The organism is Nocardioides scoriae (assembly GCF_900104965.1).
GTDB classification, from domain to species: Bacteria; Actinomycetota; Actinomycetes; order Propionibacteriales; family Nocardioidaceae; genus Marmoricola; species Marmoricola scoriae.
This window is the reverse complement of the sequence record NZ_LT629757.1, coordinates 2,969,683-2,995,100: the sequence shown is the minus strand read 5'-3', so window position 1 is coordinate 2,995,100 and position 25,418 is coordinate 2,969,683. Positions and strand designations below refer to the sequence as shown.

The window sequence follows — 25,418 nt, the reverse complement described above, 5'->3', positions numbered from 1 at the left end:
CTCGCGGCGTGGAGCTCGTCTTGGAGATCCGGGCAGGGATTCGCCGCGTCGTCACGACCCAGTCAGTGAATGCGGACCGCGCCGGTGGCGCCGCGACGACCTCGGCCGCCTGGGCGGCCGTCACCTCGGCGAGAACCGGAGCTGTCGTGTGCGGCGCGGGTGGCGGGTTGGTGTTGGCGCTTCGAGATCGGTCGACCGTCGTCGTCGACCAGGCCGCTGAATGGCGTTGCGAGGCGCGCCTGCTGGCTGAGCAGGCGCGGTCAGGACGCGGGACCGACGCTCTTGTTGGCTTCTTCAGGTGTGACCCGGATGCACCTGGTCGCGACGCTCCAGCCGACCACTCCGTCATCGACGCTGAGCTGGGCGTTCAGGCCGTTGGAGGTCATGGCGACGCTCTCGGGGAGCTGGCCCTCGGCGGGTGAGGTGTCACCGATCTTCCACCCAGCTGCCTTGGCGGCCGCGGTGGCGGCGTCGAGCGTGGGAGCCGGCTCCGGGTCGCGGATGCGCCACTGCGCGTAGTAGCTCAGGCCCTCGACAGGCGCCGAGGAGCAGAGGTCGTACTGCATGGGCCCGGTCTCGGTCGTCCCGCCCAGCTTTTCGGCCAGCGCCTTCCCGAGTGATGCGCCGGCCCGGTCGACCTGGGGTCGTTGCGCCTGCAGGCGGGCGGCTCCCTCGTCTGGGTCACCGAGGCCGCTTCCGGTGTCCCCGCCGCCGTTGCCGCTGCTACTGCTGTTGCCGCCGCCGCAGGCGGTAAGCACGGCCGTTGCGAGGAGCACCAGCACCGCATGCCTGGCTGCGCGCCTCACCACTGCCCCGGCTGCCTGGTCGTCGGCTTCACGGTCGGGTCGCGGTCGACCTCAGGATCTTCCGGGCCTCCGAAGAACGGGTCGTGGACCGGTTCGGCGAGGGAGTCACGTACGGGCTCGTAGTCGCCGTTGACGATGTGGGAGATGTTCCACAGCGACTCAGAGTTGCGGGCGAAGTAGCGGCCGTGGTCGGCGATGCCGCGATGCCCGTCGGTCCGCTCCACGCTCTCGGCCTGGAAGCGCTGCGCGCCGAACTTGTCCTCGGCCGGGTCGCGACCCAGGTTCGGTGCGCCGACCCACCCGTGGTCGGCGGTCGTCGGGACGATGTCGCGGCTCGCGCGTCCGGCCCACACGTGGTCGGTGCCGACACGGAGGTCGGCGGCACTGTTGCCGTCGCCCCCGCCCGGGCTGCCGACCAGGACGACGTCCTCCACGTCCATGGTGTGGTCGGAGGCTGCGTGGGCGACGGTCGTCGACCCGTAGCTGTGACCGATGACGGTGACGGCCTGGTCGTGCTCGGCGCCGGCCTTCAGGCCCGACACGGAGTCGGCGAGGGCGGCACCACCTTCACGCGCGCGGTCGTTGCTCACGGTGTCAGGGTCCCAGAACGCGTCGGGGGTGTCGTACCCGAGCCACATCATCGAGGCGACCGAGTCTCCGTCACCGAGGTTGCGCGCGCCTTCGTAGAGGTTGTACGCCTCGGCGGTCAGTGCGGGCGCGTCGACGATCTCGTTCGTGATGCCGGGCACGCGCACCGCGAGCCGGTCGGCGGTGTCGAGGTCCCCGACCGCGATGGCCACGGCCCCGTTCTCGGTGTCCCACTTGTCGGGGTCGTACATCCACAGCTGCCCGCCGGTGAGCTCGCCGGTCACCGGGTCGTGGAAGCCGTCGGCGTCCTCGAGCGCGTCGCGGACCGCGCGCACGTTGCGCAGCCGGTCGCGTTCGTCGCCGTCGAGCTCGCCGCTGGCCTCCTTCGCCTCCAGGGTCGCGAGGTCCTCGGCGAGCAGGACCCGGTTCGCGGCATCGCGCACGCCCGCCGGCAGCCCGTCGGCGCCGCCGAGCAGGTCGGGGCGCGCCGCGAGGACGGCCGCTTGCTCGGCCGCGCTGAGGGCGTCCCACCAGCGTCGGGTCGCGGCCGCATCAGCACCGGAGCCGGGTGCACCGGGGCGGGCCAGCGCGTTCTCGACCGCCGTGTCGTCGGCGCCGCCCTCGATGACGTCGGCCAGGGTGCGGTTCCCGGACAGGACGGCGATGAACGCCTCGTCGTTCGCGGCGACGTCGGCCTGCAGGGTGTCGTGGTCGGTCTCGAGCTGCCCGTAGGACATCGCGAGCCCCTGGCACGCGCGCAACATCCCGAAGTACCAGGCGTCGTCGGGGTCGACGACCTGCCGCACCTGCTGCCGTAGCGAGTCGGCCTGGTCGTCGAGCGACCGTTTGCGCTCGGCGAGGTCGCGGCCGCGCTGCTTCAGCTCGGTCAGCGTCTCGCCGTACGCGGTGGCTGCCCGGGCGACGACCCGGATGCCGGCGGCCATGGTGCTCGCCTGTCCGGTGAGCTGCTGCAGGGTGTCGTAGTAGCGCTCGCCGGCCTGCCCCATCCAGTCCAGCCGCATCGCCGGCTCGTTCTCGGCGAGGTCGTCGTAGCGCGCCCGGACCCGGAACAGGGTTTCGGCGAAGTCCTCGACGCCCGCTGGGGTGCCTTGCGGGTGCTCGATGCGGGCCGGACGTGAGTCCGGCACGTCCACGACGTAGGTCGTCACCACGACCCGCCCGCCGAGAAGCCGCCTGCGACGTCCTGGTCGCTGCTGCGGTAGGTCAGCGCGTTCTGCTCCAGGGTGTGCCCGGCCCGGTCGACCGCGTCGCGCAGCACCGTCGCGTGCTCGGTCCAGGCGTCCAGCCACCCCTGGACCGCGGACGCGACGGTGTCGCTGAACGATGAGCCGTCGAGTCCGGCGATGGCGGAGCGGGCTGTGGCCATCGCGGCCTCTGCGTCCTGCCAGTCGCCGGCCCGGTCCAGCAGGTCGGCGGGTACGAGCTCGTAGCCGCTCACGACGCCACCTCCCGCTGCTGGCGTCGCAACGTCTGGGCGAGGTCGTCGGTGACCGGGTAGGGGCCGGCGTCGGCGATGACCGCGACCCGGCCCGTCGCGACCACGTGCAGCACCTCCACGCTCACCGTGTCGCTGGCCGAGGTGGCACGACACCGGGAGTGACCCGCCGCGGTCTCATCGACCCGCCACCCGTGCTCCTCGAGCGCGACGGTCAGCGACGCCACCAGGGCCTCGGCGTCCGTCGGCGTCAGCCCGGACCGAGCGCGCACGCAACGCCGCACAAGAGTGCCCGGGACCGTGCCCGCGGACCACCGCGGTAACTGCTCGACCGGCAGGGCGACGTCCTCGAGCGTGAGCTCGAGCTCTCGCTCGTCACGTGCGACCAGTGCGGCGAGCTCGTCGGCGCCCATCGGCTCCGGTGCTGCGGTCTCGTCCTCTGGTGGCAGGAGCACGACATCGACATCAGGGTGACGTCGGCGCACAGCGCCGAGGACCGGATCGGCCAGGACCGCCTCGCGGGCGGTGGAGTCGTCAACAGGCACAGGTCATTCCCCCCAGGAAGAACGACGTGAGGCTACCTACGAGCCAGAGATCACGAACCCCATTTCTCGTGGGCATCCCCACCGTGGCGAGAACCCGCCTGCCCACGTCGCACCCGGACTCCCGTCGCCCATGCGGCCGCGTCCCCGGCTCCGGAGTCGGTGCGGCTGCTAGCCAGGTGCTAGGTCGTGAGGGACCGACGGCCCCGGCGCGCGTCAGCCACCAGAGCTGCGCCCACACCGCGTGCAGACCACTGCACCTACGTCTCGGCGTCGGTGGTGCGCGCTCGGCTCGGGTCTCCCTCAGCCGGTTCAAGCGAGCGACCAGCTGGGGTGCGTGCGTCGCCGCTTCGGGCCGGTCCAGTAGCGCGTCGAGGACCTGGTGGTAGCGGGTGAGCGTCCACCCGAACCGGTCGAAGCAAGTGTTCCGCCCACGACTACTTCTGCTGACGCGGTCTCCAGGGGCTCAGCGAGACGCCGCCTCCCCGCCGATGGCAACGCGCGCAGGGCCAACGCTGCGGCGGGCGGCTCGGTAAGATGAAGCCATTGAGGACAAGGTGTCTACCGCTCCTGGGCGTCGTCGGTTTTCCGACGACGACCTCTTGGATGCTGCCCTGGTTGTCTTCGGAGAGTTCGGCTACCACGGCGCCCAAATGGACAACCTGGGGGCGGCCGCCGGTACGACCAAACAGACGCTTTACGACCGCATCGGCGGCAAAGAGCAGGTCTATTCGCGCGTACTGGAACGAGAGGCGCAGCTACTCTCCAAACGTCTGCGTGTGACCTACGAGAGCTCGGTAGACCTGTCGCTGCACGATCTGGTTCAGGTCGCCATGGGGGCGTTCTTCGACTTCGGCACGACCCGCCGAGTGGGACTAGCGCTGCTGCTAGGTACAACTCGAGGCGGCCCTGCTACACACATCGGGCATGACCTGGTCAACGACATCATTGGGTTCCTCACCGAAGTCGTCCTCCACCGAACTGCCTCAGGGTCTCCGCACCTGACGGCCTCTGACGCGAGGATCCTGGCGGCCGCCTGCGTGGGGGCAGCTCGCCAAGTCTGCGAAACGGCACTTGAGCTGAACCTAGACATCAACTCTGCTCGCGACCAGGTCTCGGCCTTGGTCGAAGCCGGCCTTCGCTCCCTCTGACCACGCGCCGAACCCACCGCGCCATGACCGCGGTCATCGACTGAATCTTCTGTGTGACCCTCGTAACTTGACGGTGAGTCAAGCGTTGGTGAGGGTGGAATCACACTCACGGAAGGTCCAGAAGATGACGGCAATCACCGCCCTCAAACGAGCGCTCGTCCTGGCAATAGGGATCACGGTCTCGACCTCGACGCTCGCTGCGCCGACCAGCGGAGCCGCTCCTATGGATCGTGCGTCTCGGGTGCGCTCTGAGGCAGGCACCCCCGCCCCTTGCCCAACGCCCGACGCGCACTCGTGGTGCGACCAGCGGTTGTCGGCATCCGTGCGTGCGGACCGCTTTGTGACGGCGATGACTCTCGACGAGAAGGTTTCCCTGCTTGGGGGCCAGGGGGTCGTACACAACGGAATCGTGCCGGGTGGTCACACCGGTGCCACGGTCGCGGTCCCACGTCTCGGGCTGCCTGTGGTCTACCTCAGTGACGGCCCAGTCGGCGTGCGGCAAGGAGTCGCGACCGCGCTTCCCGTGCCGATGGCCCTCTCCGCTACTTGGGACCTGGGCCTGGCCCGGCGGGCGGGCCGCGCCGTGGCCACCGAGGCCAAGGCGAAGGGCAACGACATCGTGCTCGGCCCGTCCGTGAACATCCTGCGCACTCCGCAGAATGGGCGCACGTACGAGTCCTACGGCGAGGAAACGCTGCAGAACGCACGCACCGGCGTCGCCTGGGTCCAGGGCGCCCAGAGCACCGGGGTCATTGCAGACATCAAGCACTACGCCGGCAACAACCAGGAGGGCCAACTCGGGCTGCCGCCGTTCGTCTCCGCCGACGGAGGCCGCACCAACGTCTCGGCCAACATGACCCAACGGACCCTGCGCGAGGTCTACCTCCCCCACTTCGAGGCGGCGGTCAAGCAGGGCAAGGTCGGCACCTTGATGTGTTCATACAACAAGGTCAACGAGGTCCACGTCTGCGAGAACAAGTTCCTCCTCGACACGATCCTGCGCCAGCAGTGGGGCTTCCGCGGCATGGTCATCTCCGACTACGGCGCCTCCAAGGGGACCGCGACCGGCCTCAATGCCGGGCTCGACTTCGTTCCCGCGCAAGGTTTACTTGACCGCTCCTACTCGCCGACTCAGATCCGGGCGGCGCTCACGCTGGGCCAGGTCAGCGAAAGCACGCTGGACAAGCGCGTGCACGCCATCATCGGGACTCTGTTCGCCTTCGGATTCTTCGACCGCAGCGGCTTCACCGACGACGACCAGCAGATCCCCTTCGCCCAGCACGACGTGCTCGCCCGCCAGATCGAGGAACGCGCGATCACGCTGCTCAAGAACAACGGCGTCCTGCCCCTCAAGGGCAGCACCAAGCGAATCGCCGTTGTCGGAACCTACGCCGACGAGTTCGTCACCGGGGGAGGGTCTGGCGGCGTTGAGCCCCGACCAGGCGCCGTGGTCACTGCGCTCGACGGCATCCGCGACCGTGCCGGCCGGGCAGTCCGCGTGACGTTCACCGATGGGTCGGACCCCGCGGAATCCGCCCGCCAGGCCCGAGCCGCCGACGTCGCCATCGTCGTCGTCGGCGACGTACAGAGCGAAGGCACCGACAAGACCTGCGTCTCGATGAACTGCAGCAACGACGCTCTGACCAGCAACTCCACCCTGATCACCAGCGGCTCCAACTGTGTGGAACGCACGTGCCCCATCAACGGCACCGACAACGACCGGCTCGTCAGCCAGGTCGCAGCGGCCCAGCCCCGTACCGTCGTCGCGCTACAGACCGGCGGCCCGGTCCTGACGCCATGGCGCAACAAGGTGGCGGCTGTCCTCGAGGCCTGGTACCCGGGCCAGGCCGGTGGCAGCGCCCTTGCCCGCGTCCTGTGGGGCGACGTCGACCCCGGAGGCCGGCTCCCCGCTACCTTCCCCGCCACCGCCGATCAGCTACCGACAGCAGGAGACCGACGTCGTTACCCCGGGGTCGCCAACAGTGCTCTCTACAGCGAGGGACTGCTCGTGGGGTACCGGTGGTTCGACGCCAACAAGCTGCGGCCCGCCTACCCGTTCGGCGCCGGGCTCTCCTACACCCGCTTCCGCTACGGCAACCTCACCGTCACCCGCGGCGGCCCGCGAGGCGCCGTCGCCACCGCACACGTCACCATCCGCAACGTCGGCCGCCGACCCGGCATCGCCGTCCCACAGCTCTACGTCTCCAAGCCCTCTACCCGCCCCTTGCGGCAACCGGTCCGCCAGCTCGCCGCGAGCCACTCGGTGCACATCCCTGCTGGGCGGTCTGTTCGGGTCTCACTTCCCCTCAACGACCGCAGCTTCGCCAGTTGGGACTCCTCCCTGCGAGGTGAAGGAGGCTGGCGGATCCCACGCGGCTGCCACCGCCTGAGCATTGGCATGTCCTCGCGCACGCTCACGAGCAGCGCGGTCATCGCGCGCGGCGCCGCTTGCCCTGGGGCGCGATTGCGTCTGCCGGTCACAGGTCTCTTCGACTTGCCGCTGGCGCCGCCCGCCTCGAGCCAACGGGCCAGCTCATGAGCGGGCGGGTCAGCACCCTCGCAGCTCTCCTCGTCACACTGCTGACGGCAACCAGCCTCGCCGCGACCCCCCAAGCAGACGCGCGGGCCGCCGAGACCCGGCCGGCTCCAGGTCCGCACCTCGCCGCCACAGCGACCGAGCTTGATGACGCGCTCGATTGTCCACAACACGAAGCGGGCAAGGCGCCCGTGCTGTTGGTGCACGGAACGTCCACCACCCCTGACATCTCGTGGTCCGAGGGCCTGCGCCCCCTGCTCAGCCGAGATGGCTACACCGTCTGTACCGTCCGGCTGCCCGCCAACGCCGTAGGCGACATCAACATCGCCTCCCACTTCGTCGTCGCCTCGATCCGGGCCATGGTCGACCGCTACCACCGACCGGTGAACCTCGTGGGCCACAGCCAGGGCGGCATGCTCCTGCGGTGGGTGCTCAAGTGGTGGCCCGACACGCGCTCACTTGTAGGTGACGTCATCGGCCTGGCGCCCAGCAACCACGGCGCGCCCCTAGCTGACGCCTTGTGCGTCGCCGCGTGTCCCGCCGGTATTTGGCAGCAGAGACCCGGCTCGCAATTTCTGTCCGCACTCAACGCCGGCGACGAAACACCTGGTCGAGTCGACTACTCCGTCTTTTACTCAACGACCGACACCACCGTCAACGCCCCATCGCCAGTGATTCGAGGCGACTCGGACGACACCAACATCGCCGTGCAGTCAATCTGCCCCGGTCGCGATGTCAGCCACACCCAGATGCAGTACGACGCCATCGCCGTCGCCCTGGTGCGTGACGCCCTAACTCATGTCGGTCCGGCCCGTCCGGCTCGGATTTCCCGGGTGCTGTGCGCACAGAAGTACAGCGCCGGCATTGACGAACAAGAAGCCGACCGTCAGCAGAGACGAGGCGCTGCCTACTCCGCCGTCGCGATCGCTGGCGCGAAACAGATCACCTCCGAACCCCCTCTCGCCGCCTTCGCAAAGGGGCCAGCGCCCAGGCCACACGCCACTATTCGCGTGCGCAGCTCTCGTGCCAGCAACGGCGCGTACCGGCTCGCCCTCCGCGCTGTCGGCGAAGCTGGGCGCGAGCATTGGCCGTTGCCTTTCGCCACGTTCTACGTGGCTGACCGCCGCGCACCAGTTGGACCTGAAGGGCGTGCCTCGTTACGCCTACCGCGCCTGACGCGGCACGACACCATCACCCTGCGCGCACGAGGCCTGGCCCCTGTCCAGCGGCGGTTGCGCTAACTCGCCGGAAGGCATGCCTCCTCGTTACGACTTGGACCGAGATGCTCGCGCGATCTGCGGGCAGCCCTACAGGCAGAGCCCCATGTCCAGCTGATCGACCGCGACGTGAACATGGTTCAGAGCAGTACGGGCCGGCGCAGGCAACCTTCGTCCCCCGAGTGCTGCGCGACGCTGGCTAGGCGGCACGCGCCCCTGCGAGTGCGTCATCTGGAGCGCTCCTCATCGTGGCGTCGATGCGGGCAAGTGCTGGAGCCGCTCCCACGCTGGTTCGATCCCATTGATCGTGCGCCGGTGCACGCGTCGGTGTTCGGACCGTTCGCAAGCGATGACGGCAGACCTGGGAGTGACATCAACCTTGCTTCTGGCCGTTGCCGAAGTCGCGGTCGATGATGCGGACCACTTGGCCCAGGGCCGGGAGCTGGGCGAGAGGGTGTTGAGGCTCAGGTGGCCTCGCAGTCGGGTGCGTTCGTGGTGGGGCCGGCGCTCGCTCGTACTCGGCAGGGAATGTTGCGGAGTCTGGGCGTCTACGGACGGTCGTCGACATGGATACGGCTGTTGCAGAGATGTTCCCGGGTTCGCGTTCGCGGCCGGCAATGTTCAGGAGTGAACAGCTAGCTGACCTGCTGGAGGCGGAGATCGCGGCGGCGCTAGCCAAGTTGCAAGCTGCAGGCGAGGCCGACGACGACGAAGAGGTCGATGATGTCTTCACGCTCGTCCCCAGGCCGGGGGAATCGCTCGGGGATGGCGGCAACATGCGGATGGTTCGTTTCGAGCCGGTCGACTGATCACGTTCGAGCGACGCTGTCGTGGCGCTAGGCCGGGGGCGGGTTGAGGCTGGGGCCCCGGTTCTGGTTCAGGCCCACACCGGTGACCTCGCGCTAATCGCTGACCGGTTGGGACGTCGGGCTGAGCCGCACCCGCGTGCCCTGTGCATCGGTCGCGTACGCAATGAGCTTCCAGAACGTGTACGGCACCAGGACACCGCGGTAGGGGAGGTCGTCGGGGCCAGGACGGGGCCGGCGAACACGCTGACGCGCTGCCGGTCCGCCTTCGCGGAGTCCAGCAGCGCGTCCTCGAGCTCACCCCACACTCCGGCTGCCCTGGTCTGGTTGGAGGTGTCGCGCTGAGGGCGATGTTGTTGAAGTAGAACGAGTCCTCGTTGGCCTGGCGGGCCTCGGCGAGCGAGCCCCCAACAGGTCGGCGCGGCGGGCGAGGTGGCCGCGGTCGAGCGAGTTGGTGGCGTAGACGACGTCCTCGAGTGTCTGCACGTCGAGGGGGAGTCGGGGGTCGGGGCGGCAGTCGACGCCGTCGCGGCTGATGGAGTCGGCGAACTCGAAATTGGCGCCGTCGATGTTCCAGGCAACCCACCGGGCCAGGCGCCGGGACCGGCTCATCGACAACGAGAACCGGGTGTACGGGATGCTTGGCGAGCCGTCGAGGTGGACGAGGTTGGCCTCGAGGGAGGGCACGACGGTGGGTAACGCGATCTCCAGGTCGCGGCCGAGGAACGCGATCTCGTAGCCCACGCTTGGAGTCTTGTAGGACACCCGCGCCGAGCTACCCACGCTGCTCACGCCGTCACCCGGCTCCCTGGGTGGCCAGATCGTGCGCTCGGATGAAGACGCCGAGCTGGGACAGCCAAGCGGGCGTCTGCTCCCTGACGGTCTCGGCATCCGTTCGGGCGCTCTCGATGACCCATGGACTGGCCAGGGGCGCGCACTGCGTCCACGCAGGGGCTCGCAGACCCGCCGCCTCGAACTCATGACCTGCCAGCGTGGCCAACAAGACGTCCCACTGTGTGGCGCCTGTCGACGGTGGCGCCGCCTCCCATGCGCCGGCGAGGTCGTCACGCTCAGAGAGCAGAGCATGCAGGTGATCGCGTCCCTGCAACACCATCTTCAAGGCCCAGGTGTTGTCGTCGTCGTCAAGGGCCTCTGCGATGGCGTCGGCCGTCCGAATTGAAGACATCCAGCCCAGGCTGTACGCCTCCCGTAGGCAGTGCCCGATACGTCGGGCGCGCAGGTAGAACGTCGCGGCGGGAGTGGTCTTCCCGTTCCTGTAGGTCGAGAGCCGGGAGGCGGACGTGCCGAGTGCGGTCGCGAAGTCGCTTTGGGTCAGCCCGCTGTCCCTGAGTGCCTGGTTCAGCCCGTCGATGAGCGTGCGCGTGTCTGTGTCCTGGTTCTGGGCCGGGTAAGGACGGTCGAGCGGTGCGGTCGGTGCCACAGTGTGATGTTATCCGATCCGGTAACCGTTCTCACCACCGTGCTGGTGCCGACTCGGCATGCCCGGATACCGCTGCTCGAGGAGACCGAGCTCCTCAGGGCTCCTCAGGGCTCCTCAGGGCTCCAGGCGTTGATGGGTGGTCAGCCTTCCGGTGGGTGGTGGGGTGGGCTGACTAAGACGTACGTGGGATCGCGGCAGGTCCCGCAGCCACACGCTCTACCAGCTGCTGGCGCCCAGCACCGCCGCGCCGCCGAACCCCCCGGCGCCCGCGCCCCCTAGGGGCCCGCCACCCTCGCCGCGCACCCGGGACAGCCCCGGGATCCCGCTCTACGTCCGCCCAGGACCCCCGGACATCGCCCCTCCGAGCCCCTCCGAGGCCGCCACGCACCCGCGCGAGGGCCTTCTCGTGCGCCCAGGGGCCGCGGGCCGGGCAGCGTGCGCGCAGGGGCCCGAGAAGCCTCCGGCGGGACCCAGAACCGGTTCCAGAGCTTCTGTGGTCGGAGGCCGCAACTCGTCTAGCTGCCTCAACATGGCGAGCGGGGGATCACGCCGGCCTTTCGCTGCGGGATCCGATCTGAGTGGGGGTGTGTTGCGGGTTGTGGCGGTAGCCGGACGGTGTCGGCACGGACACCATCAAACTTCACGAACTCGCTCTCCATCTCCGTCTGGGCCGCTACCTGATCGCGGCGGAGGCACCCGAGCAGGTCTGGGACGAGGAACGAACTCTGGCTCGGTACGAAACCCTGCTTTCGGGGCACACCGCAGGCTTGCTCTGGTTCTGGGGGAGCCCAGCGGCCCAGTCAGGTGAGCTTGTTCTGGACGGAGCGAACCGCCTCTGCGCCATCGCGCTTCTGTTCGACCGAGAAGGCAAAGGTCTGGACGGTTGGCACGGCAACCCGCAGCCGACGGTGCAGTTCAACGTCGACAGTAGGCGGTGGCGTCGCGCGCCGCGTGGTGCAGACCCCGTTCACACCACTGTCGTTCTCGCCGACGGCCCGAAGGTGGAGCCGACTGGGTGGGTAGAGGTTGCTCCCCTCCTGAACGAGCCGGAAGAGTCGGTCACTGTGCTGAAGCGCACCTGGGTCAACCGTCTCGGTGGGAGCGAACACGAGCGCGATAAGCACTGGGACGCGTTGTCGAACCTATGGGAGATTCGCAACGTGCGGCAGCACGTCACGGGTTTCCGCGGCACCCCGCGAGAAGGCGCGAGTCTCCGAGCCAGGCTCCATGCCGAGCGGCGGTAGGGCACGCCAGCTGTTGACCCACAGGCTGTGACACCAGGCCTACACGCACCCTCAACGGCCGGTTGCGCTCGAGACCCGCTAGTCGGAAACGGTCTGCGACGCACGTCCCAGCAGCGTGTCCCATGTCCGAAGCACGTGGCCAGGCATGTCGATCGAACGGTCCGAGAGCCACTGGAAGCGGATGCCGTCGGCGGCGGCGATGACCGCGGTGGCGATGTAGTCGGGGTCGTGGTCCTCGCCGACCGCTCCGGTGGCTTGCAGCTTTCGCACGTGCTCTGCGAAGACATCGTGCATGCGTGTGTACCGCTGCTTGAAGTACGCGCTGGCGGGGTGATCAGGGCGAGTGGCGGCTGTCGAGAGCATCAGGTGAAGCATCCCGAGTACGGGCCGTTCCATGTTGGCACGCATGGCCGCAGCTAGCAGAGACCCCGGGTCCTCGGAGGGGAAGCCAGAGAAGTACGTCTGCGCTGCACGCTCGTCGAGCTCATGCTGCAGTTCTGTGAAAAGGACGTCTCGCGTGGGGAAGTAGTGGATGAGGCCGGCCAGGCTGATGTCGGCCTCTTTCGCGATTGTGCGCAGCGAGGCGCCCGTCTCGCCTTCTCGCTCGAGCACGTCCAAGGCGGCGTCGAGGATCGAGGCGCGCTTCGCCACCCCCTTGGAGTAGCGGCGTACGACAGCAGTCACGTTGACGATGCTATCGCCCGGCCTCGAGGTCGGAGGCGGCGCGAGAATGACGCCGGACCCCTACCCCAGTGAGACGTCCACGGCCCGCCTTGTTGCCTTCGGCGCTCGCAGTCAGGCCACAGGTCGATCGGCCTGCCGGGGTGTGAGCGAGGTGGGGTACGGCTCCCACTGGCCCTCCGGCTGCGCTAGGCGGTCGGCGATCACTCGAAGAGTTTCCACGTCATGACCGAAGCCCAGGTGACGACAGTGCACTTGGATGTTCTCGGTCCGCGGGGCGGGTGTACTCGTGCACAGCTGCCAGGCCACGATGCCGTCCCACTTGCTGTAGATGCACGTTGTGGGGACCACGAGAGGACTCGACCGCAGACGTACCGACTCCGGGCTCATGTCCGGTGTGTGCCGACCGCGGTTCAGCAGCGAGTAACTCGGCCACGCGGCGGTAGCGCGCATGTTGCCTCGAATGGGCGTTCCCATGGTGATCACCGAGCGAACAAGATCCGGCCTTCCTCGCGCGAGCTCACGAGCGAAGATGCCGCCGGCACTCCAGCCAACCAGGCTCGTCCGCCGGCCGTGCTGATCGCAGATCGCTTCCAGCCGACGCTCGAGTGAGAGCCGCATCTCCTCCCGGACCCCAAGGTTTCGACCGTGGCCCCAGTCGTAGGTGCGGTAACCGTGGGAGCGGAGGAAGGAACGCAACACCACCGTGGACAGCGGGCCCGCCAGGAACCCCGGCAGGACGACCACAGGGTGGCCGTCCCCATCAGGCATGACTTCGAGCTCACTGCGCGAGGTGATGGTGCGCACCAATTCCAGCCCGGTCAGGAACTCCCGAGACGCCAGACACAGGTTCGGGATGCTCGCCGCATCAGCGTCTGGTAGGTCAGCGTCGGCCAGCGGGCGTGGCACACGGACTCTTCCAAAGCGGATCGACGGTAGGTCCATGGGGTGAGTGATGGGCACAAAATCCTCCTGAGAGCTGTGGCGCAGCCGAACGGGGTGCCGATGACGACGGACTTCGGAGTCCGGCCCCTACCGCGGTCGTGTCAGCACGCTTGGGGGCGATTCGGAGGCTATCAAAAGCGTGCAGTGTTCGGTATTGTAGTCACGACGTCGCCCTGGGGGCGCGGTGGGTCAGCTGCCGGACGGTGCGTCCTGACTCGGAAGAGAGCGATCCCACATGTCGCGTAGGCGCGTTCCCCCACTGACGCAATGTTCCTGTACCTGGAGTCAGCGGACACGAAGATGCACGTGGCGGGCCTCAAGTACTTCACGTTGCCCGACGGGGCGGGTCCTGAATTCGTTCGCGAGCTTCATCGTGAGATGCAGGAGTCGCCGGTAGAAGCGCCCTGGAACCGCAAGCTCGCCACCCCACGGTTGCTGCTGAACCCGCTTCACTACTGGGTGACCGACGACAAGTTCGACATCGACTACCACGTGCGGCGGTCGGCGCTCGCGACTCCGGGCGATGAGCGAGAACTCGGGGTTCTCGTGTCGAGGCTGCACAGCAACCCCATCGACTTCTCTCGCCCGCCGTGGGAACTGCACATCATCGAAGGTCTGAGTGGCGGGCGGTTCGCTGTCTACATCAAGATTCACCACTCGCTCGTCGACGGCTACACCGGCGTGAAGCTGCTGCAGCGCGCTTTGGCGACGACGCCTGACGACCGCACCCATCCGATGTTCTTCTCCCTGAAGCCGCGTTCTCGCGGGCGTACGAGCGACGATCGCAGTTCGCTTGTGGGGGGACTGGTGAGCACCGCGTGGGATGCGACGGCCTTGGCCGGGGGCACCGTGCGTTCGACGGCAGCGGTGACCAAAGCCGTGCTCCGACTCCAGCTGAGCCGACGCGCCGAGCACTCGGCCCTGGTCCCCGGTCTCCGCGCCCCGAAGTCGATGTTCAACGGGCGTACCGGCCGCAACCGTCGGTTTGCGACGGCACAGTTTGAGCTGGACCGACTCAAGGCGGTGGCGTCGGCGAGCGGCGGTTCGCTCAACGACGTAGCCATGGCGGTGTTCGGGGGCGGGTTACGTACCTACCTCGAGGAGATGGGCGAGCTGCCGAAGAGGTCCCTCGTCGGATTCTTGCCGGTCAACATTCGGCCCAAGGGAGATGAGGGCGGAGGGGTGCGGGTAGGTGCCACGCTCGCGCCGATGGGCACGCACATCGCCGACCCCGGAGAACGCTTGAAGGCGATCATCGCTTCGACCACGCAGGCCAAGGCTCAGATGAACGACATGACACAAGCCGCGATGCTCGCCTACAGCGGGTATCTCCTAGCGCCGTCGGCTCTTCAGACGGCCGGAGCCATGGTGGGTGCCAGCGGCATCACCCCAGCCACGTTCAACCTGTGCGTGTCGAACGTTCCCGGGCCTAAGCAAACCCTCTACTTGCGGGGTGCTCGCTTGGAGAACTACTTTCCCGTCTCGATCCCGGCCCACGGCATGGCGCTCAACATCACCTGCCTCAGCTACGACGGCGCGATGAACGTTGGCTTCGTGGGCTGTCGCGACGCCGTGCCGCACCTGCAACGGCTGGCGGTGCACACGTCGAAAGCGCTCGAGGATCTCGAAGACGCCGTGGCGAAGTTGACGGTGTAGACCCGTCACACGATCCGGGGGCTGAGGGGTAGCAGCGGCGGTAGCCCCAGCCGTCACGCAGGGTGCGGTGGACGCGTTCGATCCCGGCGTTGGCCGGTGGCTGGCAGGGCACGGTCTACCGGGGCTTGATGGCGAGTCGGTGCATGCGGCGCGCGAGGCGCGGCTGCGGCAGCAGCTGCCGGTCCGTCGGCGGTGAGGATGAGACGCGAGCGCGTTCGTTCCTCTCCAACGCCGAGGCCGCCATGAGCGACGTGCAGGTCGTCAAGACTGTCCTAGTCAGGCACGACCTGGCGTACGCGGCAATGCACGACGTTGGCGAGGCCATGCTCTCGGCCTACGGGTACCGCACGACCCGTGGCGAGGGGCGGCACGAAGCAGTCGCACTTTCTTGCAGCTAACTTCAACACGCCGCCACCCAGCGAGGCAGCCGCCCACGTCGATGTAGTGCGGCGAAACCGGAACGATAGGTACTACCGCGCGCACGAGCCCTCGACGGCAGAGACCGACGTCGCAGTCGAGTACGCGGGCATCTTGCTCGATGCTGCACGCGTCCGGCTGCCGTAGGCATGTCAACAACAACGTGGTGAAGGGGCCCACCTAGACGGCGACGTGGGGCACCGAGACCGGGTCGGGCGCTCATAGCGGCGCAGCGGTTCGCCGGGGACCCGGTCGTCAAGGCTGAGTCGCTTGATCCGGCACCGGGTCAGTACTGCGCGGACCGTCGAGGCCGGCGTTCCGAGGTCACTACTGACGTAGAGGTCCGAGGCGTCGTCGCTTCCGCAGCCCCACGATCCGACGCAGTGTCCGGGGGTCGGTTCGGGTCGGGCAAGCGGTGTGGGCGGCTGCTGCGATCGGTCATGCCCTCGGCACCGCCGTCGCGGTACCGCTGAGCCCATTTGCGTGCGGTCGCGGGGCTGACCAGGAACATGTCGGCCGCGTGAGCGGCGCTGCAGCCGTCCTCGACGATCATCCTGGCCAGCCGCAGACGAGCGAGCTCGGTCAGGGCAGCGTTTGCGTGGGGCACGAAAGCCTCCTGGCTGGTCAGCGGTCCAGACAGCGGCCTTCGCGACCGAAGGCCTTCACCTATCCAGCACTCAGGCCGCTGCCCACGACGACTCTGGGCGTGACAACTACGACGAGTCTTCAGTGCGGCTCGGTGCTGGCTGACGGCCCGGTTCGACGGCCGCTGAAGACGTCGACCTCCAGCTGGCCACCGGCCGAACAGGTTGCGCTGGTTGGCGCTGCACACCTACAGCGGGCACGCGTTCGGTCGCGCTTCGCCGTGGGCGGGACAGCGTTCTCCCGCCCACGGTGCGCCTCAGCTCAGGTGTGCGGCGATCAGGTCCGAAGCGGCCTGCATGCCGGCTGCGTTCGGGTGGTAGGGGACCTTCCCGCCGAACAGGAAGTCCGGGCCGAACTCCCAGCCGGTGACCCACGGGTCGTCCGAGCACACGTCGTGGCCCCGGCTGGCCTTCGAGAGCTCCACAAGCTCCGCGCCCGACTGCTGAGCCGCGTGCTTCGTGGCCAGCTGAAGCTGACGGGCCACGTCCAGCGAGTACTTGATCTGTTCGGTCGTCAACGGCAGGGCAGTGCACGGCTTCGCGTTCTGCGGCAGCACCGTCGTGTAGTCGACCAAGACGATGCGAGCCTCGGGCGCCTTGGCCTGAACGGCCTGCACCGTTGCCACGATCTTCGACTGCACGACGGAGAGCGCCCCTTGCGTGGCGGCCGGGTTAGCCGGGGTGCACGCCGACGCGAAGATCGCCGGGATAGGGGCGTTGTTGGGCGCCTGGCACGAGTTTCGGTACAGGTCGCCGATGTAGTTGACGTCGTTGCCGCCGATGGTGATCGTCACGAGGTCGGCATTGGCCGTGACGGCGTTGATCTGCGGAGCGCGTTGGCCTCCGATGGGGAGCTTCTGTGAGGTGCTGACGATGTTGTCACTGGTGGCACCTCCGCACGTCACGTCGGTCAGCTGGAGCTGCAGCCCGCTGGCCAGGACGTGAGCGTAGTTACCTCTGGACCGGGCACAGAACGGGTCGAGGGTGGTCGGGACTCCCGGCCCGGAGGCAAACGAGCTACCCAGGGCGACGTACTCGGCGCCTACGGGAACCGGTGTCGGGGCTGCGGCGATCGCGGCTGCGGGCGAGGACAGGATCGCTGCCACCGCCGCGACGCATCCCGAGGCACTGATGGTCGCGATTCTCTTCAGGCTGCGTGAACTGTTCACTGATTGACTCCAAACGGCGAGGCCTGGCCGGACTGCCCGACCAGGAACGAGGGGACGCACCCAGGTCGGCCGGGGCGCGGGTCACGCACTCGGGCTCGGCTGCGCTGCAGAGCTGGCGAGGGGATGCGGCACATGCGCCCCGCCACCTCGTGTCGAGTGCACGCCGCCGGCAGGTAGCCGCGGCTGAGGTGGGTGCGAGCAAGTTTGGGTGGGACCAGTCGGGCCGAGTGGGCCGGTGGGGGCGTGTGATGGGCGCCACTGTGGCATGAAAACCGTTCATCGGTAAAGCATTCGTGGCCGGTGCCTAGACCACTACCTCCTAGCCGCGGCGCAGTTCAACCGCAACCCGACCAAGACCCCGATCGACCGCGCCAGCAGCCCGTTCGTACAGTGCTGCTGGCCCCAGGAGCCTCTCGACGCCGAGCGTGCTGCGCGCTGTCCTAGGGCCACATGCAACCGTTCGCCGGACCCAGCCTCGGACCCGATCCCCAGACCTAGCCGCGCGACCGCGCCGCCAGGAGCCAAGGCGGGTCGGTTCTTGGTTGTGTCGCCGTCGGACGGCTGCTCGTGCCGAGACAGGGGTGGCCCGCGGTGCCACATGCACCTCCGCCGGCTTCCGGTTGTCGGGCTGGACGTTCAGTCCGCGGGTCTGTCCAGTCCGGGGTGCAGCAACGTCAGGAGGGCCTCCAGGGCGGGGTCGGTGTCTACCCCTGAGTCCAGTTGAGATTGAAGTTGGAGACCGTCCAGGACGGCAATGATCAGGTCCGCCACAGCCTCAGGAGCAACGTCCTGGCGCAGCTCGTCCCGCTCTTGACCGGTGCGGACCGCCGTTACGACGAGCGCCCTGGCGTGCCTGTACCGGTCCTGGAACCACTGGTGCGCGGGGTGACCAGCATCAGCCGCCTCGGCTGCCAGGGTCGTGAACAGGCGGGCGGAATCGGGGTCGTCTCGGTTGTTCTTTGCGACGTCTCGCAGCTTCTCAGCCGTCGTTTGGTCATCGGCGGTGTTCAGGCGCTCGGCGCTCGCGGCATCCCGTCTGGCCAGTACGGCCATCAGCAACTCAGCTTTGTCACCGAAATGGTGGGTCAAGCCCGGCGGTGTCAGCCCTGCTGCTGCGGCGATGTCCCGCATCGACGTTCCGTGGAACCCGCGCTTCGTGAAGACGCTGACAGCCTGGTCGAGGATGTCCGCCTGGACGGCGCGAGACTTCGCGTACGGCCCCCGTGGGCGGGAGGCGGGTTGTGTGTTTGGCACTGCTCGATCGTAGGTGGGCAAGTCCCGGGAATGAGGCCGTTGAGCCGCTCAACCGGCCAATTGGGTTCGGCCCTTTCGACGCGTGACGTCGACCATCCCGTGCGGTCCCAACCTCTGACCCGAGCCTGCCGAGATGGGGTGCTCCAGGGTGCGCCACCTTTCCGCAGTGCCGGCGAGTGGTGGTGCTGGCGTTGATTCAGTTCTGGGACGAGCGTCCTAGAAGCATGTCCCAGGTTCGCAGCACGTGACCGGGCATGTCGATGGAACGGTTCGAGAGCCACTGGAAGCGGATGCCGTCAGCGGCGGCAATGATCGCCGTGGCGATGTACTCCGGGTCGCGGTCCGTGTCTACGTGACCGGCGGACTGCAGCGCACGCACGTGATCTGCGAACACCTGGTGGATGCGCGCGTACCGCTCCTCGAAGTAGGTGGCAACCGGGTGGCCGGGCCTGAGGGCTGCGGTCGCGAGCATCAGGTGCAGCATCCCCAACGCGGGGCGCTCCACGATGGCCTGCATCACTGCGCCGAGCAGCGACCCTGGGTCCTCAGAGGTGAAGCCGGCGAAGTACGTATCGATCGCGCGCTGGTCCAATTCGTGCTGCAACTCTGTGAAGAGACCGTCGCGAGACGGGAAGTAGTGGAGCAGTCCGGCCAAGCTGATGTCGGCCTCCCTGGCGATGGTGCGCAACGAGGCGCCCATCTCGCCCTCCCTCTCGAGCACATCCAGGGCGGCCTCGAGGATCACGGCACGCTTCGCCACCCCTTTGGGATAACGGCGCACGACAGCGTTCACGCCCCGATGCTACGTCCGTGCGCTGAGGCCAGTCGGGGGGCGATACGCGCACACATGCCCCTGTGGCGGCCGTCACGACGTCCTCTGAGCCGTGATGGGCGGCCGGCCCACACCCCGGCAAACCACGTCCGGGTGCGCAAATGCCCTCGCATGCGGCTAGCCGTTCAGATCGGGTGCCGAGAAGTCATTGACGACGAAAACCAAACATCGTACGGTTTGTGATGACAGCCACAGCGCTCTGGTGCCTCGTCCCTGATCACCCGCCTCGTCACCGACCAATCGCCCTCGGTGTACGCCACTCCTGGAGAACCCTTGAAGAAGATCTACGTCCTCATCATGCTCGGGTCGCTACTGATCACTGCTGGGGTGCTCTCCCGCACGTACGCCTACCCAGAGCTGGCCGTCATCCCCGCCGACACCAACGCGACCGTGATCGCCCGCTCCGTCGAAGGGGCACCGGCCACCTACTTCAGCATCGCCAAGCTGGCCGAGGTGACCGGGTCCTTGACCAACGTCACCCGCGTCGTGGCCCAACCCGATGACACCGGGGCGGCACGTCGCGAGACGGGCCGCGACGTTCTGGCCGTCGAGGCGTACGTGTGCTCGGACCCGACCGACTTCGACTACCCCGACGGTGGCAAAGACTGCCGCGCGAACGAGTTGCCGTTGTCCGGCGAACTCACCCGTTACGCGATCGACGAGCGGACCGGCGAGCTCGTGACCTGGAGCGGCAGCATGAAGGAAAGCAGCGGCGAGGTAGTCGATGACGTGCCGTTCGCCGGCTACATCGTCAAGCTGCCTTTCAACGCCCAGAAGAAGTCGTACGAGTTCTGGAACAGCACGCTTGAGAAGACCGTGACGGCCAAGTACGTGGGCGAGACCAAGGTGGCCGGAGTTCGCGCCTTTGAGTACCAGACGGCCGTCCCGCCGACGGTGGTCGGTGAACTCGACCTGCCCGGGTCACTCGCCGGCAGCGAAGAGTCGACGGTCACCACCGACCGCGTCTTCTCCTCCGCTGGCACCCTGATCATCGAGCCGGAGACGGGCCTCGTCATCGGCGGCAAGTCAAAGCTCGACACCTACGCGGAACTGGATGGCGAGCGTGTCATCACCATCACCAAGGGCGAGTTCGCCGTGTCCGACGAGGACATCGCGCTGGGTGCGAAGGACGCTCAGGAAACCGCGTCCAGCTTGCACCTGCTGCGCGTCACCGCCCCGCTGGTCGGCGTAGCAGGGGGGCTGCTCCTGCTCGTACTCGCAGGCGTTCTGGTGTGGCGGCGCCGCCGTCGGGCGGCCGCAACCCACCGCGCACCGGCCGAGATGGAGACCCGCGCGACTCAGGACGCCTGAGCCCCGGCTGGTGCGCCAAGCCGCCGCCCATCGGCCACCTTGGCCGCTGTCGCTTCGCCCGTCTACCGATCTGTCGAGGTCACCATGCAGCACACCCCTCCGTCCGCAACATCGTCGAGCTCGAGTGTCTCCACATCACTGAGCCCTGAAGGCTTCGATCCCCAGAGCATCGAACGGTTCAAGGTCACGGGCCGCCTCCGCCGCCTCCTGGTCTGGTACGGCTTGGCAAGTTTTGGTGCCTACGTTTGCATCGGAGCGGTGAACGCAGTCCTGCTGCCACTGCAGATCGAGCAACTCGACCCTGCGAACAAGGCCGCCAACTTGGCGTTCGCCGCGGCGTTGGGTGCAGTAGCGGGAATGGTCGCCCAACCGGTAGCGGGGCTCCTGTCGGACCGGACTCGCAGCAAGCGCGGAGCACGGGCACCTTGGATGGTCAGCGGTGCGCTGGGCGCTGCCATTGCCCTCGTCGTGCTAGGCGGGATGAGCAGCCTTGTCGGTCTGGTCATCGTCTACATCTTTCTCAACGTGGCACTCAACCTGTACCTGGGCCCGAAGACCGCGATCATGCCGGACCGGGTCCCGCGGGGAGTCCGGGGTCTGTTCTCAGCCGTGGCGGGTCTCGGCGTCCTCTTCGGTGTGCTCGGTGGCCAAGTGGTTGGCGCCGTCCTCTCGTCCGCGCCGTTCGTGGGCTACAGCATCCTTGCTGTGATGATCGTCCTTGCCGGCGTCGGACTGGTGCGGTTCAACCCCGACCACGACAACCGCGAGGCGCCCCGCGAACCGATGCACTGGTCGATGCTCTTGCGCACCTTCTGGGTGAGCCCGCGCCAGCACCCCGACTTCGCGTTCGGCTTCCTCGGCCGGTTGATGACACTGATGGGCTTCTACCTCGTCAACACCTTCCAGCTCTTCCTGCTGCAGGACTACGTCGGGTTGGGAGATGAGGCAGTGGATGTCCTGCCCCTGCTGGCGCTCACCGCACTGGGCGCGACACTGCTCAGCACCGTCCTTGGCGGCCCACTCAGCGACCGAATCGGTCGTCGCAAGCCGGTCGCGGTCGTCGCTGGACTGCTGATCGGCGCGTCGCTCATCGCGCCTTGGCTCATGCCGACCGTGACCGGCTTCTTCATCTACGCGCTGGTGGCCGGGCTCGGGTTTGGTGCGTACCTCGCGGTCGATCAGGCGCTGTTGTCGGAGGTGCTGCCCAGCACTGAGGACAATGGCCGCTACCTCGGGGTGCTGAACATCGCCGTGGCGCTTCCCTCAGCGCTGGCGGCCGCTGTCGCGGGCACTGTGGTGAGCACCCTCGGGTACTCCGCGATCTTCCCGCTCGGCATCGTCATCTCCGTCATCGGCGCACTTGCCATTCTGCCCATCAAGTCCGTCCGTTGAGCCCGGCCCTACCCGCCGCCTCCACCCCTGCCACACCGGCAGGGACCACGTCCCGTCCTGCAGGGAGTTGCACCATGACCCACGTTCACGCCGGTGACCTCACCTTGGAGGAGAAGGCCGGCCTTCTGTCTGGTCGTGACTTCTGGACCACCCAGCCTATCGATCGGGCCGACGTCGCCTCGATCGTCCTTACCGACGGTCCGCACGGCGTGCGGCGGCAGGCAGCAGCAGCCGCCGATCACCTCGGGGAGAACACGAGCCAGCCCGCCACCTGCTTCCCGCCTGCGGTTGCCGTCGGGTCTAGCTGGGATCCCGATGTGGCCGAGCAGATCGGCGAGGCAGTAGGCCGAGAGGCAAGGGCGCTGGGGGTTCACGTCGTGCTGGGACCGGGCGTGAACATGAAGCGCTCCCCTCTGTGCGGGCGCAACTTCGAGTACTACTCCGAAGATCCGCTGCTAGCTGGTGTCCTCGCGACCGCGCATGTGCGCGCACAACAGGCGCAGGGTGTCGGGGCTGCGTTGAAGCACTTCGCGGCCAACAACCAGGAGACCGAGCGGATGCGCGTCAGCGCCGACGTCGACATGCGCACCCTGCGAGAGATCTACCTGCCGGCATTCGAGCGGGTGGTTGCTGAGGCAGCTCCCGCGACCATCATGTGCGCCTACAACAAGCTCAACGGGGTCTACGCCGCGGAGAACCGGTGGCTCCTCACCGACCTGTTGCGAGACGAGTGGGGCTTCGAGGGCGCCGTCATCTCGGACTGGGGGGCCGTCCACGACCCAGTCGCCTCGCTCATCGCTGGACTGGACCTGGAAATGCCGGGCACCGGTGGAAAGAGCAGCCACCGCATTGTCGAAGCCGTCAACGACGGCACGCTTGACGAGAGCATCGTCGACGCAGCGGTCAACCGAGTCCTCGCCCTGACCCGTCAGACCACGGAGCACGCCCCTGAGTCCGACGCTCGGACAGCGGGCGACCTCGACCTTGACGCGCATCATTCGCTGGCCCGCACCCTTGCCGCGCAATGCGCTGTACTGCTCAAGAACAACGACGCGCTGCCCCTTGCTCCTGGCGCCCGGATCGGCGTCATCGGCGAGTTCGCTCGCACGCCCCGCTTCCAGGGCGGCGGGAGCTCCCGGGTGAACGCCACCCGCGTCGACGTCCCCCTGACCGAGATCCAAGCTCGGGGCGCCGAGCACGGCTGCGAGATCGTCTTCACGCCGGGTTACACCTCAGCCGACGTGTCCAGCAAGGCCGGTAACTCGGAGGAGATGCTTCAAGCGGCCGCCGTTGCTGTGGCGCGCTCGGTCGACGTCGCGGTGGTGTTCGCCGGGCTGGCTGAGCCTGATGAGTCTGAGGGCTTCGACCGCGCGGATCTGGCTCTCTCAACCGTCCAGGTCGAGCTCATCCGGGCAGTGGCTCGATCCGCCAAGCGCACGGTGGTGGTGCTTTCCAACGGCGGTGTGGTCGCCGTCGAAGGCTGGCACGAGGAGGTGGACGGCATCTTGGAGACACACCTGCTCGGTCAGGCCGGCGGTGGTGCGGTCGCCGACCTGCTGTTCGGCGTCACTAATCCATCTGGCCGACTCGCCGAGACCGTCCCCGCACGGCTGACCGACACCGCCAGCTACGTCAACTTCCCCGGCGAGCAAGGTCACGTGCGCTACGGCGAGGGCGTGATGGTCGGCTACCGGTGGCACGAGACGGTCGGCATCAAGGCCCGCTACCCGTTCGGGCACGGGCTGTCGTACACGACCTTCGCCACCAGCGAGTTGTCCACAGAAGTCACCGGCCCGGGCACGGTCGAGGCGAAAGTGACTGTCACGAACACTGGGGACCGTGCCGGCGCCCACGTCGTTCAGGTCTACGTCTCGACCACCGCGGGGCCGGTACGCCGACCGGTGCGCGAGCTGCGGGGATTCGCCAAGGTCCACCTGGAGCCGGGTGAGGCTCGCACCGTGCCCGTGCGTCTGGACCGCCGCGCCTTCGCCTACTGGGACGTCGAGCGGGCCGGGTGGGCCGTCGCACCAGGCGCTCACACCGTTCAGGTGTGCCAGGACGCCGCGACCGTGCAGCTCGAGCAGACCGTCGATCTCGCTGGCGACGCGTGGACTCATGAGCTCACGTTCGACTCCACCGTCGAGGAATGGCACACGCACCCGACGGTCGGACCGGCGCTCCTCACCGCCCTGGCCACCGGGGTGCCCAGCGACAGCAACATCCCAGCCCCGACGCCTGAACTGCTCCGCATGATCGGCTCGATGCCGATGCAGAAGGTCGTCGACATGCTTGGAGACGCCGTCCCGCTGTCGATGTTTCAGGACCTCTTGGCGCTGAGCCGTCCCGCGACCGGAGCCGCGGCCACCCAAGGCGCATCGTGACCGACGCATTCGTGCCACGGGACGCAGCCCACCCTGGCCCGAGCCTGCCCATGCGGGTGGTGGGCGCGCTGGCCGGAGCGCGCGCACGGCGTCGAGAAGGCGCGCCGGTCGAACTGGCCCGCGAGCGGCAAGCCAACAGCAGGGTCGAACGATTCATGCGCGTTCCTCGGGGTGTCACCCTCACCGAGGAGACAATCGGTGGCGTCCCAGTAGTGCGGCTGTCCTCCGGTGGCGGCACACGCGGGACCCTGCTCTACCTCCACGGCGGAGCCTTCGCCCTCGGCTCGGCGCGTCAAGCCCTGACCCAGGCTGAGGTTTGCGCAGACGGCGGCCCCGACATAGTCAGCGTTGAGTACCGGCTAGCTCCCGAGCATCCTTTTCCGGCGGCACTCGATGATGCGCTCGCCGTCTACCGGGCACTGCTGGTTTCGCCCGGGCCGAAGCGGATCGTGGCGTGCGGTGAATCGGCTGGAGGTGGGCTGCTACTCCTCACGCTGCAACGAGCTCTCCAGGAGGGGATGGCGATGCCGGCAGCGGCCGTTGCCGTGTTTCCGTGGGCGGACCTGTCGATGAGCGGGCCCAGCGCAACCGCAAACCTAGGCAAGGACCTGCTGAGCCGGTCGGAGTTGGTTCAGGAAGCGGCGTGGTTCGCAGGGGACCGCGACCTGCAGGACCCGGCCGTGTCTGCGCTGCAGGGGTCCTTTCAAGGCTTTCCACCCACCTGGATCCCAGTCGGCACCCACGACGTGCTCCTGGACGACGCCCGCCGAGTCGCCCGGGCAATGGCCGCTGCGGGCGTAGACGTCGACCTTGATGAGTGGCCTGGTGCAATCCACGGCTTCACGGCTCTACCCCTACCAGAGGGTCGGCGATACCGACGACGTCTTCGCGACTTCGTCGACACCAGGATGCCCTGACCCCGCCGGGCCACGCGTCGCCACCCACCGCA

General features: G+C 68.0%; 19 protein-coding genes and 3 pseudogenes. 9 read left to right on the top strand and 13 right to left on the bottom strand.

Translation table 11 applies throughout. The features are described 5' to 3' along the window. Window positions 1-260 precede the first annotated feature (260 nt). From BLU55_RS14200 to BLU55_RS14180, 5 genes and pseudogenes are all read right to left on the bottom strand, one after another. A complete protein-coding gene (locus tag BLU55_RS14200) occupies window positions 261-782 on the bottom strand; it encodes a hypothetical protein (protein WP_157682883.1) in 522 nt (173 codons plus the stop codon). A gap of 20 nt (window positions 783-802) precedes the next feature. Then, the gene (locus BLU55_RS14195) at window positions 803-2,563 is read right to left on the bottom strand and encodes an alpha/beta hydrolase (protein ID WP_157682882.1); all 1,761 of its coding nucleotides are present in this window, start codon (window positions 2,561-2,563) and stop codon (window positions 803-805) included. Next, a complete protein-coding gene (locus BLU55_RS14190; protein WP_091730921.1) occupies window positions 2,560-2,853 on the bottom strand; it encodes a WXG100 family type VII secretion target in 294 nt (97 codons plus the stop codon). The genes BLU55_RS14195 and BLU55_RS14190 overlap by 4 nt, the downstream gene beginning before the upstream one ends. After that, window positions 2,850-3,305 (bottom strand): hypothetical protein, encoded by a 456-nt coding sequence (locus BLU55_RS14185; protein ID WP_157682881.1) that lies wholly within the window; start codon window positions 3,303-3,305, stop codon window positions 2,850-2,852. Before BLU55_RS14185 ends, BLU55_RS14190 begins: the two co-directional genes overlap by 4 nt. Before the next feature lie 79 nt (window positions 3,306-3,384). Next, a pseudogene (locus BLU55_RS14180) lies at window positions 3,385-3,795 on the bottom strand (DUF3263 domain-containing protein); the annotation flags it as partial. Window positions 3,796-3,994: 199 nt separating this feature from the next. Between BLU55_RS14180 and BLU55_RS14175 the strand changes: the two are divergent. The 4 genes from BLU55_RS14175 to BLU55_RS14160 all read left to right on the top strand — a co-directional run bounded on the left by BLU55_RS14175 (window position 3,995) and on the right by BLU55_RS14160 (window position 9,105). After that, window positions 3,995-4,543, top strand: a complete 549-nt coding sequence (locus tag BLU55_RS14175; protein WP_157682880.1) for a TetR/AcrR family transcriptional regulator — start codon at window positions 3,995-3,997, stop codon at window positions 4,541-4,543. 349 nt (window positions 4,544-4,892) lie between these two features. Next, window positions 4,893-7,082, top strand: coding sequence for a beta-glucosidase family protein (locus tag BLU55_RS14170; RefSeq protein WP_172833917.1), 2,190 nt, complete (start codon window positions 4,893-4,895; stop codon window positions 7,080-7,082). Then, window positions 7,079-8,320, top strand: a complete 1,242-nt coding sequence (locus BLU55_RS14165; RefSeq protein ID WP_091730908.1) for an esterase/lipase family protein — start codon at window positions 7,079-7,081, stop codon at window positions 8,318-8,320. Before BLU55_RS14170 ends, BLU55_RS14165 begins: the two co-directional genes overlap by 4 nt. A 542-nt stretch (window positions 8,321-8,862) precedes the next feature. After that, window positions 8,863-9,105: a hypothetical protein gene (locus BLU55_RS14160; protein WP_157682879.1), complete on the top strand. Its 243-nt coding sequence runs from the start codon at window positions 8,863-8,865 to the stop codon at window positions 9,103-9,105. A 294-nt stretch (window positions 9,106-9,399) separates the two neighbouring features. Here the strand turns inward: BLU55_RS14160 and BLU55_RS14155 are convergent, their stop codons facing one another. The 4 genes from BLU55_RS14155 to BLU55_RS14135 all read right to left on the bottom strand — a co-directional run bounded on the left by BLU55_RS14155 (window position 9,400) and on the right by BLU55_RS14135 (window position 13,431). Continuing rightward, window positions 9,400-9,894, bottom strand: a complete 495-nt coding sequence (locus BLU55_RS14155; RefSeq protein WP_157682878.1) for a DNA/RNA non-specific endonuclease — start codon at window positions 9,892-9,894, stop codon at window positions 9,400-9,402. A 4-nt stretch (window positions 9,895-9,898) separates the two neighbouring features. After that, window positions 9,899-10,543, bottom strand: coding sequence for a helix-turn-helix domain-containing protein (locus BLU55_RS14150; protein ID WP_091730900.1), 645 nt, complete (start codon window positions 10,541-10,543; stop codon window positions 9,899-9,901). 1,322 nt (window positions 10,544-11,865) lie between these two features. Beyond that, complete coding sequence (locus BLU55_RS14140; RefSeq protein WP_091730897.1) at window positions 11,866-12,471, bottom strand: TetR/AcrR family transcriptional regulator; 606 nt, start codon at window positions 12,469-12,471, stop codon at window positions 11,866-11,868. Between the two features lie 111 nt (window positions 12,472-12,582). Further along, entirely contained in the window at window positions 12,583-13,431 is an 849-nt protein-coding gene (locus BLU55_RS14135; RefSeq protein WP_091730895.1) for an esterase/lipase family protein, read from the bottom strand. A gap of 246 nt (window positions 13,432-13,677) precedes the next feature. Between BLU55_RS14135 and BLU55_RS14130 the strand changes: the two are divergent. Continuing rightward, window positions 13,678-15,069 (top strand): annotated as a pseudogene (locus BLU55_RS14130) (WS/DGAT/MGAT family O-acyltransferase); the annotation flags it as partial. 629 nt (window positions 15,070-15,698) lie between these two features. Here the strand turns inward: BLU55_RS14130 and BLU55_RS19535 are convergent. The 4 genes and pseudogenes from BLU55_RS19535 to BLU55_RS14105 form a co-directional block, all read right to left on the bottom strand. After that, window positions 15,699-16,093, bottom strand: a pseudogene (locus BLU55_RS19535) (leucine zipper domain-containing protein); the annotation flags it as partial. A gap of 294 nt (window positions 16,094-16,387) precedes the next feature. After that, window positions 16,388-17,299 (bottom strand): SGNH/GDSL hydrolase family protein, encoded by a 912-nt coding sequence (locus tag BLU55_RS14115; protein ID WP_157682876.1) that lies wholly within the window; start codon window positions 17,297-17,299, stop codon window positions 16,388-16,390. Between the two features lie 636 nt (window positions 17,300-17,935). Further along, window positions 17,936-18,553, bottom strand: a complete 618-nt coding sequence (locus tag BLU55_RS14110) for a TetR/AcrR family transcriptional regulator (protein ID WP_172833916.1) — start codon at window positions 18,551-18,553, stop codon at window positions 17,936-17,938. 196 nt (window positions 18,554-18,749) lie between these two features. Next, the gene (locus BLU55_RS14105) at window positions 18,750-19,346 is read right to left on the bottom strand and encodes a TetR/AcrR family transcriptional regulator (RefSeq protein WP_197680999.1); all 597 of its coding nucleotides are present in this window, start codon (window positions 19,344-19,346) and stop codon (window positions 18,750-18,752) included. Window positions 19,347-19,658: 312 nt separating this feature from the next. Between BLU55_RS14105 and BLU55_RS14100 the strand changes: the two genes are divergently transcribed. The 4 genes from BLU55_RS14100 (at window position 19,659) to BLU55_RS14085 (ending at window position 25,386) form a co-directional block, all read left to right on the top strand. Next, the gene (locus tag BLU55_RS14100; protein WP_091730877.1) at window positions 19,659-20,696 is read left to right on the top strand and encodes a DUF3068 domain-containing protein; all 1,038 of its coding nucleotides are present in this window, start codon (window positions 19,659-19,661) and stop codon (window positions 20,694-20,696) included. Window positions 20,697-20,780: 84 nt separating this feature from the next. Next, entirely contained in the window at window positions 20,781-22,088 is a 1,308-nt protein-coding gene (locus BLU55_RS14095) for an MFS transporter (RefSeq protein ID WP_091730875.1), read from the top strand. A 74-nt stretch (window positions 22,089-22,162) separates the two neighbouring features. Further along, window positions 22,163-24,469, top strand: a complete 2,307-nt coding sequence (locus BLU55_RS14090; protein WP_091730872.1) for a glycoside hydrolase family 3 C-terminal domain-containing protein — start codon at window positions 22,163-22,165, stop codon at window positions 24,467-24,469. Next, on the top strand, window positions 24,466-25,386 hold the full coding sequence (locus tag BLU55_RS14085; protein ID WP_157682874.1) for an alpha/beta hydrolase fold domain-containing protein: 921 nt from the start codon (window positions 24,466-24,468) through the stop codon (window positions 25,384-25,386). Before BLU55_RS14090 ends, BLU55_RS14085 begins: the two co-directional genes overlap by 4 nt. Window positions 25,387-25,418: the final 32 nt, after the last annotated feature.

Excerpts from the sequence above, each read along its gene's own strand:
- BLU55_RS14170 (WP_172833917.1), top strand. The coding sequence starts at position 4,893 with ATGACTCTCGACGAGAAGGTTTCCCTGCTTGGGGGCCAGGGGGTCGTA.
- BLU55_RS14165 (WP_091730908.1), top strand. The coding sequence starts at position 7,079 with ATGAGCGGGCGGGTCAGCACCCTCGCAGCTCTCCTCGTCACACTGCTG.
- BLU55_RS14160 (WP_157682879.1), top strand. The coding sequence starts at position 8,863 with ATGGATACGGCTGTTGCAGAGATGTTCCCGGGTTCGCGTTCGCGGCCG.
- BLU55_RS14095 (WP_091730875.1), top strand. The coding sequence starts at position 20,781 with ATGCAGCACACCCCTCCGTCCGCAACATCGTCGAGCTCGAGTGTCTCC.
- BLU55_RS14090 (WP_091730872.1), top strand. The coding sequence starts at position 22,163 with ATGACCCACGTTCACGCCGGTGACCTCACCTTGGAGGAGAAGGCCGGC.